This window comes from Rugamonas sp. DEMB1 (assembly GCF_029834475.1).
GTDB classification, from domain to species: domain Bacteria; phylum Pseudomonadota; class Gammaproteobacteria; order Burkholderiales; family Burkholderiaceae_D; genus Rugamonas; species Rugamonas rubra.
The window spans coordinates 4,857,814-4,880,063 of the sequence record NZ_CP122407.1 but is presented as its reverse complement, the minus strand read 5'-3'; the positions used below and the strand labels follow the sequence as shown (position 1 = coordinate 4,880,063).

The window sequence follows — 22,250 nt, the reverse complement described above, 5'->3', positions numbered from 1 at the left end:
CCGTGTGGTGGGCCGGCGGCATGCCGGCCGGGGGACTTATTCTTCTTCCGCTTCGGCCTCGGCGGCCACTGGCACCGGAGTGTGGCGTTTGTCGTTCAGGCGGCCGAGGGCGCTGTCGACGGCGCGTTTCAGTTTGTCGGCGGCGCCGGCGATGGCTTGGTGCAGGGTGGCGGCGTGGTCGCTGACGGCGATCGGCTGGTAGCCGGCGACGCGGGCTTCCATCAGGCAGCGGTTGTCGCCGTCGGCCGATTTCTGGCTGTTCTTGTCGCTCAGGTGGACTTCGACCCGGCTGATCTGCTCGCCGAAGCGATTGAGGGCGGCGGCGACGACGGTCTGCACATGTTCATCCAGGCTGGCATGATGTTCGATGGTGGTATCGGTGTTGACTTTGATCTGCATATGCTTACTCCCGGTTATACAAAAAGATAAACCCGTCCAACCCAGGTCAAAGCAATGTGCTTCGAGGGCCGCGTGGCGCGGAGTGCGACGCCATGGCGCGGCCAGTGTGCATCTGGCTGAAACGCTGTGCACATGACTTCATATTACTCCTTTTTTCGGCCACCGCCGGTACTCCAGAATGCTTAGTCGACCTAGCTACTCAGGAATTGATCAGGCCTGCTGCAATATTGATGGAGAGCCCCAATATGACCAGGTTGAAGAAGAAGCTCAGCACCGCCTGGCCGAGCACCGCCTTGCGCATGGTGCGCGTGTGCAGCGACACGTCGGCGGTCTGCACCGCCACCGCGATGGTGAAGGAAAAGTAGAGGAAGTCCCAGTAGTTCGGCTCCAGCTGCTGGTCGGGGAAGGCGAGCGGCCTGTGGCCGCCGTCCTGGCGGTAGTACAGGTGGGCGTAGTGGACACAGAACAGGGTGCCGACCAGGAACCAGGAGCCGAGCAGGGTGACGATGACGAAGGCGTAGTGCCAGGCCTTGTCGCCGGCCGGCAAGTCCTTCAGCGCCGACAACTGCGAGAAGATGACCAACAAGCTCATCATCGCCGCCGCGCTCAGCGTCGCCAGGATCACCGGCGAGCGCTCGTCCTGGATCGCGGCGGCGCGCTTGACCTGGCCGTGGTCGGCCCGCACCATCATCCAGCCCATGGTCAGCAGATAGGCCCAGACGGCCACGTCCCAGGCCGCCAGCAGGCGTGTCAGAAAGGGCCAGGCGGCCGGCAGGAAGGGGCCGACCAGCGCGCCCAGCACGATGGCCAGGGTCAGGTGGGGACGGCTGCGCACGAAGCTGCGGAAGGGAAGCGGGACGGACATGGACGGATGGTGAAAGTGAGCCGGCCTTACGGCCGGTTCAGGTCGGCTTCGGTGGTGAAGGCGTCGGCATAGAACTCGTCGGCCGGCAGCTGGCACTGGGCGACGAAGTCGCGCTTGGCCGAGTCGACCATGGCGGGCGCGCCGCAGGCGTAGACCTGGTGGCCGGACAGGTCGGGCAGGTCGGCCATCACGGCCTGGTGGACGAAGCCGGCGCGGCCCTGCCACTGGTCCTCCGCCAGCGCGTTCGACACCACCGGCACGTAGCGGAAGTTGGGCAGTTGTTCGGCCCACTGGCGGCACAGCGCGTCCATGTACAGGTCCTGCGGGCGGCGGCCGCCCCAGTACAGGGTCATGGCGCGCTCCGACTTGGCGTGGACCAGGTGCTCGACGATGGCCTTGATCGGCGCGAAGCCGGTGCCCGAGGCCAGGAGCAGCATCGGCTTGGCCGAGTCCTCGCGCACGAAGAAGGTGCCGAGCGGCCCCTCGAAGCGCAGGATGTCGCGCTCCTTCATCGTGCCGAACACCTGCTCGGTGAACAGGCCGCCGGCCATGTGGCGGATGTGCAGGGTGATCGGGGCGTCGCCGTCGGGCGCGCTGGCCATGCTGTAGCTGCGCCGCTTGCCGTCGCGCAGCATGAATTCGATATACTGGCCGGCGCGGTAGCGCAGCCGCTCGTTGGCCGGCAGTTGCAAGGTCAGCACGACGACGTCGGGCGCGACCTTCTCGATGCCGGCCACGCGCGACGGCATCTTCTTGAGCGGATAGTCCTCGCTGCCGGCCACCTCGCGCGCCTCGATCACCAGGTCGCTGTGCGCGCTGGCGCAGCAGAACAGCGAGTAGCCCTGGGCCTCCTCCTCCGCCGTCAGGGCGCGCTGCTGGTGCGCCTTGTGGCTGACCGAGCCGGACACGACCTTGCCCTTGCAGGAGCTGCAGGCGCCGTTCTTGCAGCCGTAGGGCAGGCCGACGCCGGCGCGCATGGCGGCGGCCAGCACGGTTTCGTCTTCCTCGCAGCTGAATTGATGGCCGCTGGGCTGAACAGTAATGTGGAACGTCATACAATCCTTGATATGAAAAAAACTCTGACTCGAAAAATAAACCTGCCGCGCCTGCTCATCCTCGGTTGCGGCGACGTCGGCATGCGCCTGCTGCCGCTGCTGCGCGGGCGCTTCCGCGTGTTCGCCGTCACCAGCCGGCCCGAGCGGCGCGACGAGTTGCGCGCGCTGGGCGCCGTGCCGCTGCTGGCCGACCTGGACCGGCCGGCCACGCTGCGCCGGCTGGCCGGCCTGGCGGACTACATTGTCCATCTGGCGCCGCCGCAAGCGGACGGCGCGCAGGACCGGCGCACACGCCATCTGAGCGCCATTTTACCTGAGCGGGCGCGGCTGGTTTATGTCAGCACCAGCGGCGTCTACGGCGACTGCGGCGGCGCCTGGATCGACGAGACGCGCACGCCGGCGCCGCACAACGCGCGCGCCCGCCGCCGGGTCGACGCCGAGCAGGTGCTGCGCGCCTGGGCCGTGCGCGCCCGGGGCCGCCTGGCCATCCTGCGCGTGCCCGGCATCTACGGCGCCGAGCGGCTGCCGCTCAAGCGCCTGCAGGCCGGCACCCCGGCGCTGCGCGAGGTCGACGACGTCTACACCAACCACATCCACGCCGACGACCTGGCCGCCATCGTCGCCCGCGCGCTGTGGCGCGGCGCGCCGAACCGGGTCTACCACGCCAGCGACGACAGCGAGTTGAAAATGGGCGCCTACTTCGACGCCGTGGCCGACGCCCACGGCCTGGCCCGGCCGCCGCGCCTGCCGCGCGAGCAGTTGCGCCAGGTGGTCACGCCGGCGCTGCTGTCGTTCATGTCGGAATCGCGGCGCCTGCGCAACGGGCGGCTGAAAAAAGAGCTGGGCGTGCGTCTGCGCTATCCGACCGTGGCGGCGACCCTGGCCGCCTGCGCTAAAATAGTGCCTTGACAATTGGCGCGCCCTGTCGCCTACGCCAAAAAAGCAACATGCCTGTTTCTCGGGCAACGATGAAAGCCAACTGTAAGCTTCGCGGCGCAGACTGGCTTCAGATGGCGGCTGACCATGACGGCTTGATGTGCATCAAGCCCGGGTTTGTCGCTTGACGATATTGTGAGCGAAATCGAGGTTGGCGCTGCAGAATTGGGTTTGCCTGCCGTTAATTAGTTTGTCTTTCCCGTGTCGCCACGGCGTGTGATTGGCGACTTCCTCAAGGAGTGCGCATGCCTACCATCCTGCATCCAACCAAAGAACAGGTTCGGGCGTATATGCATCTGCGCGAGTTCGACCGCCGGCCACCGCCAACCCCGGCGGAAATCCGACAGCAACTGGGGTGGTATGGCTACTCCTCGCTCAACACCAATTCCGGCAACCAGTGCCTCTTCCTCCCCAGCAGCATCGCGCAACTGGCCACGCTGTTGGCCGTCGAATGGTGCTTCCTCGCCGCCGGCGTCAGCCGATCCCGTTGATTTTCATTGCTATTTCGCTACCGAAATCTTCCTAGCATAAGAAATAGCTGCAAAATCTATCAAAAAATCACAAAAATATCACCTGCGTTAGCCGAACGTTAACAGAAGGGTGTATTATGTGCATTGTGCGCTCGAAACCGGCATAAACAACTGCGTTTAACAGTGCTGCCTTGGCATTTCAGCTAAAAATTTTTTTATTTTAGTGTCGCTTTTATCCAAAGGCGGCCAAAGAACGGATTGAAACCATTATGTCTATCAAAGAAATCACGGCGTCGCCCACCTACAATCCAAATCGCGTTTTGGATGCCATCATCGAAAAACTGCAACTGAAAAACGACGCGGCCCTGTCGCGCGCGCTGGAAGTCGCACCACCGGTGATCAGCAAGATCCGCCACAACACGCTGCCGATCGGCGCGACCATCCTGATCCGCATGCACGAGATCAGCGACTTCAGCATCCGCGAACTGCGCGAGCTGATGGCGGCATAAAGTCGTCGCGCGGCCATAGCGGCCGCGGCGGCCGCAAGGCCGGACGGGCGCGAGCTATGGCTCGCGCTTTTTTTTCGTCTGTTGTCTGCCACCTGCGGCAAGCGCGCGGCCTGCCGACTAGGCCGCTCAGGCCGAGGTGCTGATGGTGGTGCCGATCTTCTGACCGCTGGTGTTGACCGATGGCGTGGTGGCGGCCGGTGCTGGTGGCGGTGCGACACGTTCGGCCGGCTTGTCGACCTGCTTGGGGGCTTCGGCCGCCGGCGGGGGCGCGGTTTGCACTACGCTGGCGCTGCTGACGGCGCTGCCGCTGGAGGGTATGGCGCTGATGCTCATGATGCGCTCCTGAAATAAGGGCCGGGCGTGCCGCCGCCGCTCGAGGCGAAGGCGGCGGCACTGGCTGAAACGGCTAGGCGCTCAGTCGCGGCCGGGTCGAATACAAATTCTCCGTGGTCGACGCGCCCGGCACGCCGGAGTAGGCCACCGCTTGCTGCGGCGGCACGCCGGAGTAGGCCGACATGTTCTGCGTCGGTACTCCAGAGTATGCCATCTTCTGCGTCGGCACGCCCGAATACGCCACCGTCGGCACGCCGGAATAGGCGCTGCCCTTGGCCTGCTGCGGCGGCACGCCCGAGTACGCCACGGTCGGCACGCCGGAATAGGCGCTGCCCTTGGCCTGCTGCGGCGGCACGCCCGAGTAGGCCGCGGCGGCGGGACGCAGATAGCTGTCGCCGAAGGTCGCCTCGTACAGTTCGCGCATGCGCTCGCCTACCCGGTGGTGGGCCGCCTCGTCGTCCTCGCCGCGCAGGCCGAGGTAGGGGAAGTGGTGCAGGAAGTAGCCGAACACGGCCTGGCAGTCGGCGGCGTATTTCATCGTGTCGAGGATGTGGTAGTGCCAGAAGATGTCGACGTCGAACAGCGGCGCCGTCTGTTCCTGCGGGAACATTTTCATCAGGTACAAGAAGCGGCGGTATTCGAACTCGACGGCGTTGACCTGGTCGAGCGACCAGCCCTCGCCCGACTCGGCGTGCATCAGTTTGACCTTGATCGGTTCCAGGTCGAGAGCGGCGATCGCTGTGAAGCTGTCATTGGAAATCATGGACGTAAACCCTTTTTGGAAATATGGATGCGCTGCGGTGGTGTGGCGGAATCGTGCTGCCGGACGGTGCGTGGATTCGGCACCGGAGGGCGCTGCGTTGGCTCGGCCGGCCTGGCCTCGCCGTTGACTTGCCTTGTGTCAACTTTCCCAGTATAGGCAGGGAAACGCCGATTTCAACCACAAACTTCAAAAAGTGAAGGCGGATCGCACAGTGTCTGGCGGGAAAATCGGCAGATAATTGCTTGCGTTTTGATAGTGTCTGAACGGCGACACAGCGGCGGACGGCGGGAGGGAGGAACAACCCCGCCGGCGGGCGGCGGGGTTGGATTGCTCAAATGCTACTTAGGCGCTCAGGCGGCCGGTTTCAGGCGCGGCCGCTCGCTGTAGAAGCTGGCCAGGCGGGCGTTCTCGATGGCCTCGCTGGCCTGGGCGGCGCTGGCGCCGGAGTAGGCGGTCTGGCCGGCGGCGCCGGAGTAGGCGGTCTGCGCGGCGGCGGCGCCCGAGTAGGCGGTCTTGGCGGCGGCGCCGGAGTAGGCCGTTTGCGCGGCGGCGGCGCCGGAGTAGGCGGTCTTGGCGGCGGCGCCGGAGTAGGCCGTTTGCGCGGCGGCGGCGCCGGAGTAGGCGGTCTTGGCGGCGGCGCCGGAGTAGGCCGTCTGCGCGGCGGCGGCGCCCGAGTAGGCGGTCTTGGCGGCGGCGCCGGAGTAGGCCGTCTGCGCGGCGGCGGCGCCCGAGTAGGCGGTCTTGGCGGCGGCGCCGGAATAGGCGGTCTGCGCGGCGGCGGCGCCCGAGTAGGCGGCCTGGTTGGCCACGCCGGAATAGGCGGTCTCGGCGCGCACATAGTCCTCGCCGAAGGTTTGTTCGTACAACTCCTTCATGCGCTGGCCGACGCGCAGGTGGGCCTGCTCGTCGTCCTCGCCGCGCAGGCCGATGTAGGGGAAGTGGTGCAGGAAGTGGCCGAAGATGGCGTCGCAGTCGGCGGCGTACTTCATCGTGTCGAGGATGTGGTAGTGCCAGAAGGTGTCGACGTCGACCAGCGGCGCGGTCTGCTCGTTGGGGAACTTTTTCATCAGGACCAGGAAGCGGCGGTACTCGAACTCGATCGCGTTGGCGTGCTCGAGGGTCCAGCCCTCGCCGGATTCCCGGTGCATCAGCTTGACTTTGATGGGTTCCAGATCCAATTGGGCAATTGCGTCGAATGCGGTCGAGTCCATGAGGTATTCCCTTCCAGTGAGACGGGTTGATGAAAAGCATGCATGCTGATTCTTGACCCTTGTCATCTCATCCATATTGATATTTATCAATGTTTGTCGGGAAATTCCTAGCGCCCTCGGAGTTCGCCCCGGGCGGCGGCCGCGCTCAGACCGCCGCGTCGGCGGCCAGCGGGCTGTCCGCGCCGGCCTGGTACGGCGCCGCGGCCTGCTGTTCGATCGGCACCGACACCGTCACCGTGGTGCCGGCGTTGGCGCCGCCGCTGATGGCGCACTCGCCGCCGAGGATGCTGATGCGCTCCTCGATGCCGACCAGGCCGAAGGAGCCGATCTTGTTGCGGCTGTTGGCGCGGATGCCGACGCCGTTGTCGCTGATGGTCATGCTGAGCATGCCGTGCTGCTGGCGCAGCTCGACCCGCACCAGGCTGGCCTTGGCGTGCTGCAGGATGTTGCTGAGCGACTCCTGCAGCACGCGGAAGAAGGCGGTGGCGCAGTGGTCGTTGATGGCGATCTCGTGCTGGTGGCCGACGAGCTCGCAGACCATGCCGGAGCGCTGGCGGAACTGGGCGATCTGCCACTCGACGGCGGCGGCCAGGCCCAGGTCGAGCACGGTCGGGCGCAGGTCGTTGATGATGTGGCGCACGCTCTTGATGGTGGTGTCGATCTGGCTCAGCGTCAGGCGGGCGCGGGCGTGCAGGCGCGGGTGGCGCCCGCGCGTGCGCGAGGCCAGCATGTCGGCCTCGATGCGCAGCACCAGCAGGTTCTGGCCCAGGTCGTCGTGGATCTCGCGGGCGATGCGCTTGCGCTCCTGCTCCTTGATCTGCTCGGCGTGGGCGGCCAGGCGGCGCAGCTTGTGGTGCGACATCTGCAGCTTGGCCTGGCTGTCGCGCAGCTCCTGGGTCATCGCCTTGGCCATCTTGATGGCGCGCAGGCGCGACGACGACAGGGTGTGGAACAGGGCGTAGATCAGCAGCGTGCCGGCGAAGCCGGTGAGCAGGGCCAGCCAGGGCAGGTAGGCGTCGAAGCTGGTGTACCAGTCGGACTTGGGGGCGCTGAAGCGGGCCTTCCAGGCGCGCCCGTTGAAGTCGAGCGGCAGCACGATGGAGAACAGCTTGCCGTCGGCCAGCCGGCGCGCGCCCGGCGGCTGGCTGTCGAACAGCAGCATGTCGCCCGGCTCGGCCTGGCGCAGCACCGGCTCCGAGCTTTTGCCGCCGTCGTACAGCGACAGGCGCACGGCGCGCACCGGCATCTCCTCGAGCGCGCCCTGCACCAGGCGGTGCACGCTGAAGCCGATGCCCACCGTGCCCAGGTAGGCGGCGCGGCGCTGCGCCACGCTGTGCAGCGGCCGGTCGTTGCGGTAGACCGGCAGGCGCATCGCCAGGCCGGACTGGCGCGGCTTGCTGAGGATGTCGATCGGCTGGCCCGAGGTGCTCAGGGTGTTGTTGTCGCGCGCCTGCGCCAGCACGCTGGCGACGTGCTCCTTGGCGGCGATGTCGACGCCGAACTTCTCGGCGAAGGGCCGCACCGGATCGAGCATGGTGATGACGGAGTAGTCGGCGCGCCGGCCCGGCGGGCTGATGCGCAGCGGCGGGTAGCCGTCGCGCGCCAGCTCGGCCGGGTCGGCCATGGCCCGCTCGAAGTCGGCGCGCTGCGCCTCGGTCAGGTATTGCGCGTAGTTGATGTTGTCGATCGCCGGGAAGTGCTGCTGCAGGTCGAGGCCGGCGACGTAGTGGTGGAACCTGGCCCGGTTGATCTGCTCGGTGGCCTGGACGAAGCTGGCCGCGCCGCGCAGCACGTCGGTGTAGGCCTTGATGCGCGAGGCGATGGCGTACTGGGTGTTGCGCGCCTGGTGCTTGAAGCGCTGGCCGGCGTCGTGCTCGATCGAGCCGGCGGTGACGAAGTACAGCAGCGCGCCCACCCCCAGCGACAGCAGCACGCCGCTCCACCAGACCGGTTTCTTGGGGGAGAGTACGAATTTGTGCGCGAGGAAGGCAGGCATGATGCGGTGGCTCGAGGCTGCTCCTTGTGCTGGAAGTCCCGCTGGCGGGGTGGATTGGACAATATTGCTCAAATATATAAACGACTGCTTACTCCCGTCAAGCAACTTTTTGTCAAAATGTCACTTCTGACAGGATAGCCACTCCGCCGCGCGCGCTGCGCGGGCATAAAAAACCGCCCCGGAGGGCGGCTTTTGGTGCGGCAGTGGAGCGGCTTACTTGGCGACCCAGCTGTCCTTGAGCGTGACGATGCGGTTGAACACCGGCTTGCCGGCGCTCGAGTCGACCCGGTCGGCGACGAAGTAGCCGTGCCGCTCGAACTGGTAGCGCTGGTCCGGCAGCGCCGCGCTCATGCCCGGCTCCAGGTAGGCGGTGACCACCTCCTTGGCGTTCGGATTGAGCGCGGCGATGAAGTCCTTGCCGCCGGCGTCGGGCTGCGGGTCGCTGAACAGGCGGTCGTACAGGCGCACCTCGGCCTCCAGCGCGGTGGCGGCCGAGACCCAGTGGATGTTGCCCTTGACCTTGTAGTTGTCCGAACCGGGCGTGCCCGACTTGGAGTCGGGGAAGTGCTTGACGTGCACCGCCACGACCTTGCCGTCGGCGTCCTTGTCGTAGCCGGTGCACTCGGTGACGAAGCCGTGGCGCAGGCGCACCCGGCTGCCCGGCGCGTCGCCGATCGGCGGGTAGTAGCGGAAGTAGCCCTTGCTCGGCGTTTCCATGAAGTCGTCGGCCTCGATCCACAGCTCGCGCGTGAAGGGGAACTGGCGCATGCCGCGCTCGGGGAAGTGCGGGTGCACCGGCGACTGGCAGTCGACGCTGTCGTGCTCGCCGAAATTGTCGACGATCAGCTTGAGCGGACGCAGCACGGCGGTGGCGCGCGGCGCCTTCGGATCGAGGTCCTCGCGCAGGCAGCCCTCCAGCGTGCTCATGTCGATCCAGCCGTCCGACTTGGTCACGCCGATGCGCTCGCAGAACAGTTGGATGGATTCGGGCGTGTAGCCGCGGCGGCGCAGGCCGACGATGGTCGGCATGCGCGGGTCGTCCCAGCCGTCGACGATGTTCTCGTCGACCAGCTGGCGCAGCTTGCGCTTGCTGGTGACGACGTAGGTCAGGTTGAGGCGCGAGAACTCGTACTGGCGCGGCACCGGCTGTTGGAAGAAGCCGCCCTCGGCCAGCGTGGCCAGCAGCCAGTCGTAGAACGGCCGGTGGTCCTGGAACTCCAAGGTGCAGATCGAGTGGGTGATCTGTTCCAGCGCGTCCGAGATCGGATGGGTGTAGTCGTACATCGGGTAGATGCACCAGGCGTCGCCGGTGCGCACGTGGTGGGCGTGGCGGATGCGGTAGATGGCCGGGTCGCGCAGGTTCATATTCGGCGAGGCCATGGCGTCGGCGCTGGTCTTGGCGCGCAGGATGTGCTCGCCGTCGGCGAACTTGCCGGCCTTCATGTCGCGGAACAGTTGCAGCGATTCCTCGCGCGGACGGTCGCGGAACGGCGAGTTCTTGCCCGGCGTGCCGAAGTTGCCGCGGTTGGCGGCCATGTCGTCGGCGCTCTGGCTGTCGACGTAGGCGAAGCCGGCCGTGATCAGGTACTCGGCCATGGCGTACAGCTGGTCGAAGTAGTCGCTGGCGTAGTGCAGGTGGTGCTCCTCGCCCTGCGGACCCTGGTAGTCGTAGCTGAAGCCGAGCCACTTGACGCTGTCGATGATGGTGTCGACGTACTCCTGCTCTTCCTTGGCCGGGTTGGTGTCGTCGAAGCGCAGATGGCAGCGGCCGTTGTAGTCGCGCGCCAGGCCGAAGTTCAGGCAGATCGACTTGGCGTGGCCGATGTGCAGGTAGCCGTTCGGCTCGGGCGGGAAGCGGGTGATCACCGGCGGCAGGCCGGCGCGGCTGTGGGTGCCGGCGGCCAGGTCGGCCTCAACGATGGCGCGCAGGAAATTGGAGGTGAGTGCCGGTGCGGGGCTGTTTTTATCGTTGCTCATCAGGGTTTTGCTTTGTAGGGGGTAGGGTTGACGGGCATTTTACCGTATCGCCCCCCGGGCCTGCACCTGATCGGCGGAAAACTTGCCTGAGCGGCAAGCCCGGGGCGCGCTCCGGGGCTGCCCCGGCGCGCCGCGCGGCGCGCCTCCGGCCGGCTTGGCGCCGGCTTACTGCCGCTTTCCTGCCACCTTCCTGCGGCTAAGTGGCGCCATGTCGGCCCCGGCGGGACGCCGCCCGCCGCTGTGCCCCGTTCTATAGGATAATTCGTCTTTAATTGTTTTGGCATTCGGCCCGGAGTTTCCGTATGGAAAATTTATACAATGTGCTCGGTGTCGCGCCCAACGCCTCGGACGAGGAAATCAAGAAGGTCTACCGCTCGCTGGCGATGCGTTTCCACCCGGACCGCAACGACGCCCCCGGCGCCGAGGTGCGCTTCAAAAGCATCACCAAGGCCTACGAGATCCTGTCCGATCCCGTCAAGCGCGACGAATACAACCAGAGCGTGAACCACCGCATCATCCTCGATGCGGAGGGCGAGGCCTACCAGATGTGGCGCGCCGTCTTCAACCTGCACGGCACCGTGCTGCCGGCCAACTGACACGGCGGCCCCGGCCGCAGGCACGGGCGCCCGGCGCCCGGCGCGAACCAGACAGCACCATTTAGAGAATAAAGAAAGCACCCCATGAGAAAAGTACACCCCGAATTTGCCTATCAGTCGCGCGAGCTGGGCGGCCAGATCGACGGCATTCTGGGCGATCCGCCCGACCGCAAGAACTACCAGCTGATGGTCAACGCCCTGGTGTCCGAATACGCCAGCGGCGGCGGCATCGAGGACGTCAACATGCTGGCCTTCGCGCTGGTCGACCACATCCAGTTCTCCGACCCCAAGGCCTGCTGGCCGAGGCCGAGGACTACGAGTTCGGCGACCCGTCGCGCGTGTTCGCCATGGCCTCCTGCGCCGGCGACGAGGCGGCCAAGATGTACGCGGCGCTGGAGGAAAGCCTGCCCGAGCTGGCGCGCCAGGCCATCATCACCGCCTTCCTGTTCAAGAACCCGCGCAAGTGGGACGACGACGACCAGTCGCTCGACCAGTTGTCGGCCAACGACGACGGCGACGACGTGCATGACGACGACGACGTGACCGACGAGTTCTCCCAGATGTTCGACCAGGATGGAGATTAACCATGACTGAAAAAAGCAATCTGCCGGCGCTGACCAAACAGGTCACCGAACTGGTGCTGGCCGGCTCGCTGGGCCACGCCGAACAGGCCTTCTCCGAGGCCGCCGACCAGTACGGCGACCTGGCCGTGGTCGAGGTGTTGAACAACATCCCGCCGCAGGTCACCGCGCTGCACATGGCCGGCTTCGACGGCGGCAAGATGTCGCTGGCGACCCTGCTGGTGCCGCCCAAGGCCTGGGCCGACAGCCTGGCCTTCTTCGCCGCCACCTGGGGCGACGACCTGATCGAGGACGACCCGGAGCGCATCGCCGAGTCGCTGTTCGCCCACATCCACGGCGTGGTCTTCGCCACCGACGACGAGGAGCGCCGCCACGCGCTGCTGGCCGAGGCCTCGGCCACCGACTGGGGCTCGACCGCCTTCGCCATCCTGTTCTCGATGGCGCCCAAGGAGATCCTGGAAGTGGCCGGCGAGATCATCGCCAAGCTCACCTGACCGGCCAGACCTCGTCCGACAACGACGTCGTGCCGCTGGCCGTGGAGCTGGCCAAGGCCTCCGAGGACGGCTGGGACCGCGCCCTGTTCGAGCTGTTCCCCGAGTTCCGCCACAGCGCCGACCTGGCCGACGCCGAGTTCGGCGACGACCCGGACGAGGAGCCTGCCCACCTGCAGCGCTCCACCAAGGAGCTGTTGTACCGCCTGCGCAAGCAGGTGCCGACCAGCCGCAGCGTGAGCGGCCGCGCCAGCGCCCGCCGCAGCCTGGGCAGCGGCATCTTCTCCTGATGGAAGGCGGACACATGCTGCCTGCACTAGTTGTAGAAAACCTGCCACGGCTGACCCGCGCGATCAAGCAACTGGCCGCCGCCGCGCACGACGACGAGGTCGCCGTCAACCTGGCCGACGAGCTTTCCGGCATCACCGCCATGGTGGCCGAGAAGTTCACCAACGAGCGCACCGCCGACGGCATCCAGAAGGCCTTGCAGCTGACCGTCGGCTGCGTCTCGATGGGCCTCGACAGCCTGCTGTTGGACGAGGGCGACGGGGCGGCGCTGGACTTCCTCGTCGAGCACGGCGCCGAGGCGGCCTTTCAGGCCGGCTACCGCCTGGTGCGCGAGCTGTCGGCGCTGCCCGAGGACGCCCTGGTCGGCGAGTACGACCAGGACCCGGTGTACACCCAGCGCCGCCTGCGCGACCTGTTCGTCGACCTGTGCCAGGCCGACCCGAACCAGAACTGGACCGGCTACGAGCGCTACGCCGTCCTGCTCAAGCAGCGCAAGGAGGTGCAGGCCATCGTGCGCCTGGCCGGCTGGCTGCGCCGCCACCACGAGCGCGGCCCGGTCAACGACAGCGACCTGAATGCCGAGGGGGTGATCGCGCTGGCCATCATCTTCGCCATCGAGGGCGGCGGCCGGGTGGTCGCCCGCACCGGGCAGAAGGACTTCGAGCGCTTCGTCAAGGCGGTGCGCAAGAACAAGCCGGACTTCGAGGAGGGCTGGGCCGCGCTGCTGGCGCGGGTGCCGGCGCAGCACCACCCGGTGCTGCTCGAACGCATCGCCAACTACCGCGAGCACTGCACGGTGGTGCAGAACATTCGCGGCCGCACGGCCATGAAGACCCTGTTCGCCGAACTGGAGAACTACGCCGGCTCGGAGCTCGACGCCGACTACGACTGAGGCGGCCCGCGCTTCGCGTGGACACCGGGGCGGCGCGTTGGCGCCGCTTTTTTTTGGGTCCACACGGCCGCGCCGCGGCGGCGGCCCGGCCCGCCGCCGCCCGCTTCCTTGCAAATCGAAAGAAACCCGCCGCCCTGTAACGCGGCGGTCATCTGCCGCTGGCATACTCGGCGCTTTCCCGCTAGTGACCCGGAGCATCCATGCGCATCGCCCCCCCACGCCGTCCCGGCCGCCTCATGCTGGCCGCCTTGCCCCTGCTGTTGGCCGCCTGCGGCAGCGACAACCAGCCCGCCGAGGCCGTCGTCGAGGCCGCGCCCAGCGTCGCCTTCATGAGCGATGTGCACTTCGAGAACGTCTACGGCGACCTGAAGAGCGCCCAGTTCGCCGGCATCCCCACCAAGGACGGCAAGAACGCCACCATCCGCACCATGTACGCCGAGCTGACCTCGACCCGGCTGTTCAACGAGAACTACTTCGCCTTCCGCGCCGCCCTCGACGACGCCTACGGCAAGGGCATCCGCCTGGTCGCGCTGCCGGGCGACATCTCCGACGACGCCCAGCCGATCAACATCGACGGCATCGCCGCCATCCTCAAGGAATACCAGGCCAAGGGCATGCGCTTCTTCATCGCACCGGGCAACCACGACCCGAACGAGCCGCACGACGACAACGAGGCCGGCAAGAACGACTTCCTGACGCGCGACGGCAAGGAGCAGAAGGTCTACGCGAGCGGCAGCGCCGCCTGCAAGGCCAAGGACCCGGCGGTGGTCTGCACCGACCAGCTGATGGAGCAGGGCTACGAGAAGCTGCTGGCCAAGCTGGGCGAGTTCGGCTACCTGCCGAACCAGGCCGACCTGCACTGGGAGACGCCGTTCAGCAAATACAGCGGCGGCAAGTACAACTACGCCGAGGCGCAGGCCCAGGCCGGCGCCGCCAGCCGCGAGTACGAGATCTGCGCCGAGGGCGAGGGCGGCGCCTACAAGGCCGCCGGCCAGCTCAAGCTGGGCAAGAACTACACGCGCTGCGCCAACGTGGTCGACGCCAGCTACCTGGTCGAGCCGGTCGAGGGCCTGTGGCTGCTGGCGATCGACGCCAACGTCTACCTCCCCAACAGCAATTTCGACCCGCTCAATCCGAAGCGCTTCAAGGGCTACGACGGCGCCGGCAACGCCGGCTGGAACAAGGTGCTGACGCACAAGCAGCACCAGATGGAGTGGATCAAGTCGGTCACCGAGCGCGCCAAGGCGCAGGGCAAGCAGTTGATGGCCTTCTCGCACTACCCGACCATGGACTTCTACGCCAACCAGACCGAGGCGATGAAGGCGGTGTTCAAGCCGGGCGCCTTCCAGACCGCCCGCGTGCCCGAGGCGGCCACCACGGCGGCGCTGGCGGCCACCGGCCTGCAGCTGCACATCGGCGGCCACATGCACTTCAACGGCACCAACGAGTACAGCGACAGCAAGGGCAACTACCTGGTCAACGTGCAGTCGCCGTCGCTGGCGGTGTTCGGCGCCGCCTACAAGATCGTGCGCTACCAGAGCAAGGACGTGGTCGACGTGCAGACCGTCGGCCTGAACGCGGTGCCGCGCTACAACGAGCTGTTCCCGCTGTACCAGACCGAGTACGACTACCTGCAGGGCAGCAGCCTGGCCGCCGACGCCGCCAAGCGCTGGAACCGCGCCATCCTCGACACCAAGTCCTACGGCGAGTTCACCCGCTACTACTTCGGCGAGCTGTCGCGCCTGCGCTTCATGGACGAGTACTGGCCCTGCGAGATGAAGGAGGCGGCCAGCGCGCTGAACGCCAAGCAGATGCTGATCCTGTCGCAGTTGCAGAGCAAGGTCACGCTGGCGCAATTGAAGGACGCGCCCGGCGTGCTGCCGCTCGGCGCCAGCTGCGCCGCCGCCTCGGCGACGCCGCAGACGCTGGTGCCGGCCGGCCAGCTGGCGGCCGACTGGGCCGACGCCACCGCCCGCGCCGACAAGCTGGCCGCCGCCGCCGGCCTCAAGCTGGACGACTTCGCCAAGATCAGCGGCTACGAGTTCTACGGCGACTTCCACCGCACCGTCTACGCCGGCGAGCTGGCGCTGCGCGACATGGGCGCCGAGCGGGTGGCGCAGTACAAGGTGCTGATGGGCGCCTTCCCGGCCAGCCCGGCGGCGCCGCTCAAGGTGGGCGACAAGCTGTCCGACCAGAACCCGGTGCCGGCCGCCTTCCAGAGCCAGTTCAAGCAGGTGTTCGCCATCTTCAAGGGGCTCGGTTCGGCCAAGCCGAGCGAGCACTTCACCATCGACCTGGCCGGCAAAAAGCTCAGCAACGCCAACAGCGCGGCGCTCAGCTTCAACTAACGTCCGCCTTTGCGGCAGGGGGCGGCGCCGAGGCGCCGCCTTTTTTTGTCAGTGCGGCCGCGCCTCGGCGGCGGCCTCCTCGGCCACCGCGACGAAGGCGGCGATCAGCGGCGAATTCTCGCCGGCGCGGCGGGCCAGCTGCAGCATGGTGCCGGCGGCCGGGTCGGCCAGGCGGCGGTAGCACACCCCCTCCATGTGCAGGATCTCGAAGGCGGCCGGCAGCACCGAGATGCCGCAGCCGGCCGCCACCAGGCCGATGATGGTGGTCGCCTCGCCGGCCTCGATGGCGACGTGCGGCACGAAGCCGGCGGCGCGGCACAGGCGGAAAATCTGCGGGTGGATGCCGGTGCCGGCGCTCTTCGGATACATCACGAAGGGCTGGCCCTCCAGCTGGCTGATGGCGACCACAGGATGCGCCGCCAGCGGGTGCTCCCGCGGCAGCACCAGCAGCAGCGGGCCCTGGCGCAGCGTGGTCAGGCGGATGCTGTCGGCCACCGCGTGCTCGGGCGGGCGGACGAAGCCCAGGTCCATCTCGCGCGCGGCGATGCGCGCCAGCTGGGGCAGGGTGGGCATCTCCTGCAGCAGCAGGCTGACGCCGGGATAGCGCTGGCGGTAGCGGTTGACCACGGCGGCGAACAGCGGCGTGAACGGGGTCGAGGCGGTGAAGCCGATGCGCAGCTCGCCGGTCTCGCCGCGCTGCGCCCGGCGCGCCGTCTGCACCGCCTGCTCGGACAGGGCCAGCACGCGGCGCGCGTCGTCGAGGAACAGCTTGCCGGCCTCGGTCAGGCGCACCCAGCGCTTGCTGCGTTCCAGCAGCTGGGCGCCCACTTCGGCCTCGAGCGCCTGGATCTGCTGGCTCAGCGGCGGCTGGCCGATGTGCAGGCGCTCGGCGGCGCGGGTGAAGCTGAGTTCCTCGGCGACGGCGACGAAGTAGCGCAGGTGGCGCAGTTCCATGTTTTGTTATCTCTTTAAAGTATTACTGACGCCTTAAATATATATTGGACAGTAATTATGCGCAATCCTAAGATGAAGCCATCCCGTTCATCTCCAGGCCACCATGTCACGCGCATCCGCCATTCCCGCCGTCCCAGCCGCCCAGACCGAGGCCGCTCGGCCGGCGCGCATCGCCGCCGGCTCGCCGGCCTTCAAGCGCAGCAACCGCGCCATGTTCTTCGGCGGCTTTTCCAGCTTCGCCCTGTTGTACTGCGTGCAGCCGCTGATGCCGCTGCTGTCGCACGAGTTTGCGCTCACTGCGGCGCAGAGCAGCCTGGCGCTGTCGGTCTCGACGGCGGCGCTGGCCGTCTCGATGCTGTTGCTCAGTTCGATTTCGGAACGGCTCGGCCGCAAGCCGCTGATGGTGGCGGCGATGGCCGGCGCCGCCGTGCTGACCCTGCTGTGCGCCGGCGCGCAGAACTACCCGCAGTTGCTGCTGCTGCGCGCCGCCCTCGGCGCGGTGCTGGGCGGCATGCCGGCCATCGCCATGGCCTACCTGGGCGAGGAGATCGAGCCGTCCTCGCTGGGCCTGTCGATGGGCCTGTACATCAGCGGCGGCGCCTTCGGCGGCATGGCGGGGCGAGTGTTCACTTCGCTGCTGAGCGACTGGATGTCGTGGCGCGTCGCCATGCTGGCGATCGGCCTGGCCGGCCTGTTGGCGGCCTGGGAGTTCCGTCGCAGCCTGCCGGCCTCGCGCCACTTCACGCCCGGCCGGGGCGACTGGCGCGCGCTGCTGGCCGGCGTGCGCCAGCATTGCGGCGACGCCGGCCTGCCGTGGCTGTTCGCCATGGCCTTCCTGTTCATGGGCTGCTACGTCAGCTTCTACAACTACATCGGCTACCGCCTGCTGGCGCCGCCGTTCGGCTTGAGCCAGAGCCTGGTCGGCATGGTCTCGCTGCTCTACCTGCTGGGCATCTTCAGCTCGGTCTGGGCCGGCCGCCTGGCCGACCGCCTGGGCCGCCGCCGCGTGCAGTGGATGATGCTGGCGATCATGCTGGCCGGCCTGCTGCTGACCCTGTCGTCCAGCCTGGCGCTGATCCTCGCCGGCGCCGCCTTGTTCACCTTCGGCTTCTTCGCCACCCACTCGGTGGCCAGCAGCTGGGTCAGCCGGCGCGCCGGCGCGCCGAAGGCGCTGGCCTCGGCCCTCTACCTGTTCTTCTACTACATGGGCTCGAGCGTGATCGGCTCGGCCAGCGGCGTGATGTGGGGCCGCGACGGCTGGAACGGCGTGGTGCTGGTGCTGGCGCTGGGCCTCGGGCTGGCGCTGCTGGTCGCGCTGCGCCTGCGTGGCCTGCGCCCGCTCGGCCAGGCCGAGCTGGCCCCGGCCTTGGTCTAGCGCGCCGGACGGGCTTCCGCTCGGACTTCAGCGCGGGCAGTTGGTGTAGCTTTTCTTGCCGTCTTCCTGGATGGTGATGCAGTAGGCGCCCAACGCGGTGCTGATCTTGTAGACGCGCACCCGGCTGTTGGGCTGGCTCAGCTCGACCATTCGCGCCGGCTCGTACCATTTCGGCGGCACCGCCTCGTGGGCGGCGTCGATACCGCGCTCCAGCCTGGCCTGTTTGGAGTCGGGCGGTGGCTGCGGTACGCCCCGTTGCGGGAATTCCTTGCGCAGCTCCTGCTCCAGCTTGCCCAGGTCGATCTTGCCCAGGTCGCGTTTGGGCTGGCGCATGATGTCGGCGGCGCTGGGCGGCGCCGCGCCGAAGACGGGCTCGGCCGGTGGCGCGGCGGCCGGATCGGACGCCGGCGACTGCTGCGACTGCTGCGTCTGCTGCGGCTGCGTGGCGACGGCCTGCGGTGGCGGCGGCAACAGCGTCGCTGGCGCCGGCTTGGCCGCCGGCCGGTCCGGCTTGTCCGGCCTAACCGGCGCGGGCGCGGGCGGTGGCGGCAAGATCGCCGCGCGCTTGGGCGGCAGCGGCAGCAGCCATTGGATCGCCGGCCGCGCCGCCTGGCCGTCCTGCTGCTGCGGCGCGGGCTTGCCGAGCAGCAGGGAGTAGAGCAGGGCCAGGTGCAGCAGCAGCGTCAGCAGCAGGCCGACCCAGCGGCGCGGGACATTACGGAGGAAAAGCATAGGTGATAGCGCGGCGGCGGAAAAACGATGCCGCAATGTAACTTACATTTTCGACATTTGTTGCGCTTGTCACAAGTGCTTACAAAGTGCCGGCCGCCTCAGGCCTCGTGCGCCCGGCCGTGGATCAACTGGTGGTACTGGAAGGCTTCCTGGATGTTGGCGCGCAGGTTCTGGTCGTCCCAGGGCTTGGTGTAGAAGCGGTAGATCTCGCCGCTGTTGATGGCGCCGAGCACCGAGTCGAGCTCGGTGTAGCCGGACAGGATGATGCGCACCGTGCGCGGGTACAGCTGCTTGACCCGGCTGAGGAACTCGGTGCCGTTCATCTGCGGCATGCGCTGGTCGCTGACGATCACCTGCACCTCGTGCAGCGCCAGCAGCTCGAAGGCCTCGGCCGCCGTGTTGGCGCGCAGGATGGTGTAGCCGTCGCGCTTGAGCAGGCGCGCCAGCGCGGCTAGGATGTGCGGCTCGTCGTCGAGCAGCAGCAGGGTGCGGCGGGCGCCGTCCTCGCGCCGCTGCGGCGGCAGGCAGCGCTCCTGGCGCATCAGCTCGGCCATCGCGCCGGCCTCGACGGCGCGGCTGAACAGGAAACCCTGCATCTCGTCGCAGCCGTAGCGGCGCAGGTAGGCCAGCTGCGCCTCGCTCTCGACGCCCTCGGCCACCACCTTGAAGTTCAGGCTGTGGCCCAGCGCGATCACCGAGCGGACGATGGCCGCCACGTTGGGGTCGCCCAGCATGTCGTGCACGAAGGACTGGTCGATCTTCAGGTAGTCGAGCGGGAACAGGCGCAGGCAGGCCAGGCTGGAATGGCCGCTGCCGAAGTCGTCGATGGCCAGGCGGATGCCCAGCTTGCGCAGGCGCGCCATCACCGCCACGGCGGCGCCCGGCTGCTGCATCACCACGCTCTCGGTCAGCTCGAGCTCCAGGTATTGCGCCGCCAGGCCGCTGTCGGCCAGCGCGGCGACGATGTCGTCGACCAGGCCGGCGTGGCGGAACTGGCGCGCCGACAGGTTCACCGCCAGCCGCAGCGGCGCCAGCCCGGCCGCCTGCCAGGCCTGGTTCTGCGCGCAGGCGGTGCGCAGCGCCCAGCGGCCGATCGGCACGATCAGGCCGGTCTCCTCGGCCACGCCGATGAAGCGGGCCGGCGCCACCGCGCCCAGCTGCGGGTGCTGCCAGCGCAGCAGCGCCTCCATGCCGAGGATCTCGCCGGTGCGCAGGCCCAGGCGCGGCTGGTAGTGCAGGCTCAGCTGGCCGCGCTCGAGGGCGTGGCGCAGCTCGGCCTCGATGGTGGCGCGCTCGCTGATGCGGGCGTGCATGGCCGGCTCGTAGAACTGGATCTGGTTGCGGCCGCCGTCCTTGGCGCGGTACAGCGCGATGTCGGCCTGCTTGAGCAGCTGCTCGGGCTCGGCGCCGTCGTTGGGGTAGACGCTGACGCCGATGCTGCAGGTGACGGTGCGCTGCTGGCCGTCCAGCGCCAGCGGCGCGGCGACCGCCTCGAGCAGCTGTTGCAGCACGCCGGCGGCGGCCGGCTGGCCGGGCGCGTCGCGCAGGATCAGCAGGAACTCGTCGCCGCCCTGGCGCGCCACGGTGTCGCTGTCGCGCACGCCGCCGCGCAGCCGGGCGGCGACGCTGCGCAGCAGCGCGTCGCCGGCCTGGTGGCCCAGGCTGTCGTTGACCAGCTTGAAGTTGTCCAGGTCGAGGAAGACGATCCACACGGCGTGGCCGTAGCGCTGGGCGTACTTGATGGCCTGGCCGAGGCGGTCGGCGAACAGGTGGCGGTTGGGCAGGCCGGTGAGCGCGTCGTGGCTGGCCTGGTGCTCCAGCTGGTCCTGGTAGTCGATGGTCTCGGTCATGTCGGTGAGCACGCAGACGTGGTGGCTGACGGCGCCGTCGGCGCCGCGCACCGGCGCCACGTGCAGCCGGCTCCAGGCCAGGCCGCCGCCGGCGTCGCCGTGGCGCAGCAGCAGCGTGACCTCCTGGCGCGACTGCAGCGCGGCGGCCAGCGCGGCGCGCTCGGCCGGCTCCTGGCGCTGGCCCAGCAGTTGCGCCAGGCTGCGCCCCGGCAGCTCGGCCAGGGCGCAGCCGGACAGCTGGGCGAAGGCCGGGTTGGCGTACTCGATGCGGTCGCCGCCGTCGCCGCCGCAGGCGCTGATGACGATGGCGTTGCCGCTGGCCTCGAGGGCGCGGCCGCGCAGCTGCAGGGTCAGCTCGGCGCGCTTGCGCTCGCTGACGTCCTCGATGGTGCCGAGCAGGCCGATGATGCGGCCCTGCTGGTCGTGCAGCGGCAGCTTGTTGATCAGATACCAGTGCAGGCTGCCGTCGGCCGCCAGCATGTGGTCCTCCTGGTTCAGCAGCGCCGCGTCGGCGGCGACGATGGCGCGGTCGTCGGCGCGGATGCGCTCGGCGTTGTGGGCCCAGGGGAAGTCGTCGTCGCTCTTGCCGACCACCTCCTCGTTGCTGCCCAGGCCGGCGGCGCGGGCGAACACCGCGTTGCAGCCGCGGTAGCGCGCGTCCAGCCCCTTCCAAAAGATCTGGTGCGGGATGTGGTTGATCACCAGCTGCTTCAGCTCGCGCGAGGCGTGCAGCGCGTCGGCCATGCGCAACTGCTCGGTGACGTCGTGGGCGAACACGAAGCGGGCGCGCTGGCCGCCCACCGTCACCGGATGCGAGGAGATGTCGACCAGGATGCGGCTGCCGTCCTTCTTGCAATGGGTCCAGCGGCCGCTGCGGTCGACGCCGGCCGCCGGCGCGGCGGCCAGGATGGCGGCCAGCCGCTCCAGCTCCTCGGGCGGGCGGATCTGCTTGATCGTCATGGCCAGGAACTCGGCCTCGCTGTAGCCGTAGTGGCGCACCGCCGCATCGTTGACCACCAGGAAGCGCAGGCTGTCGAGCGCGTACACCCACATCGGCTGCGGGTGGCCCTCGAACAGGCGTTTGAAGCGCAGCAGCGAGGTGTGCTGGTCGTCCTCGCTCAGCTCGAAGGACAGGCATTGGTAGTGGGCGCGGCGCTGTTGCGTGGCGGGCCGGAACTCGACCACGTGGGCGATCGGGTAGGGCAGGCCGTCGGCGCCGCGCAGATCGAGCTCGCCGCGCCACAGGCCCTTGCGGCGCGCCGCCGGCAGCGCCTCCTCGCGCAGCGCGCGGGCCGCCCACGGCATGTACAGCGCGCTGGCCGGCGCGCCCGGCGCGGCGGCGGCGAGGCGGGCGCGGCCGCGCGGGTTGAGCGCCAGCAGGCGTTGCTCGGCGTCGAACAGGCAGGCGATGTTGGGGCTGGCGTCGAAGCAGGCGGCGAAGGCCGCCACGTCGCTGGCGGCCTGCAAGTCCTGGATGCGCGGGTCGCGCGCGGCCTTCCATGGCTTGGGTCGGGTTGGGTTGGCGCGGGGGGTGTGCTTGCGGCGTTCCATGTGCTGTCGACGGGGACGGTGGGCGGGGCATGCCGCCCATTCCTGGCGGCGGCGGGGCGCAAGCTTGCGCCGATCCAT

Annotated in this window: 20 protein-coding genes and 1 pseudogene; 10 read left to right on the top strand and 11 right to left on the bottom strand. The window is 68.3% G+C overall.

Features of this window, described 5'->3' with window-relative positions; all coding sequences use genetic code 11:
* Positions 1-36: 36 nt before the first annotated feature.
* From QC826_RS22515 to QC826_RS22505, 3 genes are all read right to left on the bottom strand, one after another.
* Positions 37-399, bottom strand: coding sequence for an HPF/RaiA family ribosome-associated protein (locus QC826_RS22515; RefSeq protein ID WP_099415910.1), 363 nt, complete (start codon positions 397-399; stop codon positions 37-39).
* A 199-nt stretch (positions 400-598) separates the two neighbouring features.
* Positions 599-1,264: a DUF1345 domain-containing protein gene (locus tag QC826_RS22510; protein WP_279762536.1), complete on the bottom strand. Its 666-nt coding sequence runs from the start codon at positions 1,262-1,264 to the stop codon at positions 599-601.
* A 26-nt stretch (positions 1,265-1,290) separates the two neighbouring features.
* Complete coding sequence (locus QC826_RS22505) at positions 1,291-2,319, bottom strand: CDP-6-deoxy-delta-3,4-glucoseen reductase (RefSeq protein ID WP_279762535.1); 1,029 nt, start codon at positions 2,317-2,319, stop codon at positions 1,291-1,293.
* A gap of 12 nt (positions 2,320-2,331) precedes the next feature.
* Between QC826_RS22505 and QC826_RS22500 the strand changes: the two genes are divergently transcribed.
* The 3 genes from QC826_RS22500 (at position 2,332) to QC826_RS22490 (ending at position 4,234) form a co-directional block, all read left to right on the top strand.
* Positions 2,332-3,228, top strand: coding sequence for an SDR family oxidoreductase (locus tag QC826_RS22500; RefSeq protein WP_279762534.1), 897 nt, complete (start codon positions 2,332-2,334; stop codon positions 3,226-3,228).
* 272 nt (positions 3,229-3,500) lie between these two features.
* The gene (locus QC826_RS22495) at positions 3,501-3,746 is read left to right on the top strand and encodes a hypothetical protein (RefSeq protein WP_139236404.1); all 246 of its coding nucleotides are present in this window, start codon (positions 3,501-3,503) and stop codon (positions 3,744-3,746) included.
* A gap of 248 nt (positions 3,747-3,994) precedes the next feature.
* Positions 3,995-4,234: a hypothetical protein gene (locus tag QC826_RS22490; protein ID WP_008445950.1), complete on the top strand. Its 240-nt coding sequence runs from the start codon at positions 3,995-3,997 to the stop codon at positions 4,232-4,234.
* Between the two features lie 126 nt (positions 4,235-4,360).
* Here the strand turns inward: QC826_RS22490 and QC826_RS22485 are convergent, their stop codons facing one another.
* The 5 genes from QC826_RS22485 to QC826_RS22465 form a co-directional block, all read right to left on the bottom strand.
* Complete coding sequence (locus tag QC826_RS22485; protein ID WP_279762529.1) at positions 4,361-4,567, bottom strand: hypothetical protein; 207 nt, start codon at positions 4,565-4,567, stop codon at positions 4,361-4,363.
* A 73-nt stretch (positions 4,568-4,640) separates the two neighbouring features.
* Positions 4,641-5,330, bottom strand: coding sequence for a glycine-rich domain-containing protein-like (locus QC826_RS22480; protein ID WP_279762528.1), 690 nt, complete (start codon positions 5,328-5,330; stop codon positions 4,641-4,643).
* 350 nt (positions 5,331-5,680) lie between these two features.
* Positions 5,681-6,541, bottom strand: a complete 861-nt coding sequence (locus QC826_RS22475; protein WP_279762527.1) for a hypothetical protein — start codon at positions 6,539-6,541, stop codon at positions 5,681-5,683.
* Between the two features lie 145 nt (positions 6,542-6,686).
* A complete protein-coding gene (locus QC826_RS22470; RefSeq protein ID WP_279762526.1) occupies positions 6,687-8,537 on the bottom strand; it encodes a CHASE domain-containing protein in 1,851 nt (616 codons plus the stop codon).
* 213 nt (positions 8,538-8,750) lie between these two features.
* Complete coding sequence (locus QC826_RS22465; RefSeq protein WP_279762525.1) at positions 8,751-10,514, bottom strand: glutamine--tRNA ligase/YqeY domain fusion protein; 1,764 nt, start codon at positions 10,512-10,514, stop codon at positions 8,751-8,753.
* Positions 10,515-10,816: 302 nt separating this feature from the next.
* Between QC826_RS22465 and QC826_RS22460 the strand changes: the two genes are divergently transcribed.
* The 6 genes and pseudogenes from QC826_RS22460 to QC826_RS22435 all read left to right on the top strand — a co-directional run bounded on the left by QC826_RS22460 (position 10,817) and on the right by QC826_RS22435 (position 15,710).
* Positions 10,817-11,110, top strand: a complete 294-nt coding sequence (locus QC826_RS22460; RefSeq protein WP_093387346.1) for a DnaJ domain-containing protein — start codon at positions 10,817-10,819, stop codon at positions 11,108-11,110.
* Between the two features lie 84 nt (positions 11,111-11,194).
* A pseudogene (locus tag QC826_RS22455) lies at positions 11,195-11,694 on the top strand (hypothetical protein).
* 2 nt (positions 11,695-11,696) lie between these two features.
* Entirely contained in the window at positions 11,697-12,185 is a 489-nt protein-coding gene (locus tag QC826_RS22450) for a hypothetical protein (protein ID WP_279762523.1), read from the top strand.
* A gap of 29 nt (positions 12,186-12,214) precedes the next feature.
* Positions 12,215-12,472, top strand: a complete 258-nt coding sequence (locus tag QC826_RS22445; protein ID WP_279762522.1) for a hypothetical protein — start codon at positions 12,215-12,217, stop codon at positions 12,470-12,472.
* 14 nt (positions 12,473-12,486) lie between these two features.
* Complete coding sequence (locus tag QC826_RS22440; protein ID WP_279762521.1) at positions 12,487-13,362, top strand: hypothetical protein; 876 nt, start codon at positions 12,487-12,489, stop codon at positions 13,360-13,362.
* 200 nt (positions 13,363-13,562) lie between these two features.
* Positions 13,563-15,710 (top strand): metallophosphoesterase family protein, encoded by a 2,148-nt coding sequence (locus tag QC826_RS22435; RefSeq protein ID WP_279762519.1) that lies wholly within the window; start codon positions 13,563-13,565, stop codon positions 15,708-15,710.
* Positions 15,711-15,758: 48 nt separating this feature from the next.
* Here QC826_RS22435 and QC826_RS22430 read toward each other — a convergent pair whose 3' ends face one another.
* Positions 15,759-16,664, bottom strand: coding sequence for a LysR substrate-binding domain-containing protein (locus QC826_RS22430; RefSeq protein WP_279762518.1), 906 nt, complete (start codon positions 16,662-16,664; stop codon positions 15,759-15,761).
* Between the two features lie 103 nt (positions 16,665-16,767).
* Here QC826_RS22430 and QC826_RS22425 point away from each other — a divergent pair, with 103 nt between their 5' ends.
* Positions 16,768-18,039, top strand: a complete 1,272-nt coding sequence (locus QC826_RS22425) for an MFS transporter (RefSeq protein WP_279762516.1) — start codon at positions 16,768-16,770, stop codon at positions 18,037-18,039.
* A 27-nt stretch (positions 18,040-18,066) separates the two neighbouring features.
* On the opposite strand, the gene QC826_RS22420 is transcribed toward QC826_RS22425, so the two are convergent.
* Positions 18,067-18,771 carry a hypothetical protein gene (locus QC826_RS22420; RefSeq protein WP_279762515.1) on the bottom strand — a complete coding sequence of 235 codons (705 nt, stop codon included), beginning with the start codon at positions 18,769-18,771 and terminating at the stop codon, positions 18,067-18,069.
* Between the two features lie 98 nt (positions 18,772-18,869).
* A complete protein-coding gene (locus QC826_RS22415) occupies positions 18,870-22,172 on the bottom strand; it encodes an EAL domain-containing protein (protein ID WP_279762514.1) in 3,303 nt (1,100 codons plus the stop codon).
* Positions 22,173-22,250 lie beyond the last annotated feature (78 nt).

Excerpts from the sequence above, each read along its gene's own strand:
- QC826_RS22480 (WP_279762528.1), bottom strand. The coding sequence starts at position 5,330 with ATGATTTCCAATGACAGCTTCACAGCGATCGCCGCTCTCGACCTGGAA.
- QC826_RS22430 (WP_279762518.1), bottom strand. The coding sequence starts at position 16,664 with ATGGAACTGCGCCACCTGCGCTACTTCGTCGCCGTCGCCGAGGAACTC.
- QC826_RS22515 (WP_099415910.1), bottom strand. The coding sequence starts at position 399 with ATGCAGATCAAAGTCAACACCGATACCACCATCGAACATCATGCCAGC.
- QC826_RS22470 (WP_279762526.1), bottom strand. The coding sequence starts at position 8,537 with ATGCCTGCCTTCCTCGCGCACAAATTCGTACTCTCCCCCAAGAAACCG.
- QC826_RS22435 (WP_279762519.1), top strand. The coding sequence starts at position 13,563 with ATGCGCATCGCCCCCCCACGCCGTCCCGGCCGCCTCATGCTGGCCGCC.
- QC826_RS22505 (WP_279762535.1), bottom strand. The coding sequence starts at position 2,319 with ATGACGTTCCACATTACTGTTCAGCCCAGCGGCCATCAATTCAGCTGC.
- QC826_RS22495 (WP_139236404.1), top strand. The coding sequence starts at position 3,501 with ATGCCTACCATCCTGCATCCAACCAAAGAACAGGTTCGGGCGTATATG.
- QC826_RS22450 (WP_279762523.1), top strand. The coding sequence starts at position 11,697 with ATGACTGAAAAAAGCAATCTGCCGGCGCTGACCAAACAGGTCACCGAA.
- QC826_RS22460 (WP_093387346.1), top strand. The coding sequence starts at position 10,817 with ATGGAAAATTTATACAATGTGCTCGGTGTCGCGCCCAACGCCTCGGAC.
- QC826_RS22475 (WP_279762527.1), bottom strand. The coding sequence starts at position 6,541 with ATGGACTCGACCGCATTCGACGCAATTGCCCAATTGGATCTGGAACCC.
- QC826_RS22465 (WP_279762525.1), bottom strand. The coding sequence starts at position 10,514 with ATGAGCAACGATAAAAACAGCCCCGCACCGGCACTCACCTCCAATTTC.
- QC826_RS22420 (WP_279762515.1), bottom strand. The coding sequence starts at position 18,771 with ATGCTTTTCCTCCGTAATGTCCCGCGCCGCTGGGTCGGCCTGCTGCTG.
- QC826_RS22510 (WP_279762536.1), bottom strand. The coding sequence starts at position 1,264 with ATGTCCGTCCCGCTTCCCTTCCGCAGCTTCGTGCGCAGCCGTCCCCAC.
- QC826_RS22415 (WP_279762514.1), bottom strand. The coding sequence starts at position 22,172 with ATGGAACGCCGCAAGCACACCCCCCGCGCCAACCCAACCCGACCCAAG.
- QC826_RS22425 (WP_279762516.1), top strand. The coding sequence starts at position 16,768 with ATGTCACGCGCATCCGCCATTCCCGCCGTCCCAGCCGCCCAGACCGAG.
- QC826_RS22440 (WP_279762521.1), top strand. The coding sequence starts at position 12,487 with ATGCTGCCTGCACTAGTTGTAGAAAACCTGCCACGGCTGACCCGCGCG.
- QC826_RS22490 (WP_008445950.1), top strand. The coding sequence starts at position 3,995 with ATGTCTATCAAAGAAATCACGGCGTCGCCCACCTACAATCCAAATCGC.
- QC826_RS22485 (WP_279762529.1), bottom strand. The coding sequence starts at position 4,567 with ATGAGCATCAGCGCCATACCCTCCAGCGGCAGCGCCGTCAGCAGCGCC.
- QC826_RS22500 (WP_279762534.1), top strand. The coding sequence starts at position 2,332 with ATGAAAAAAACTCTGACTCGAAAAATAAACCTGCCGCGCCTGCTCATC.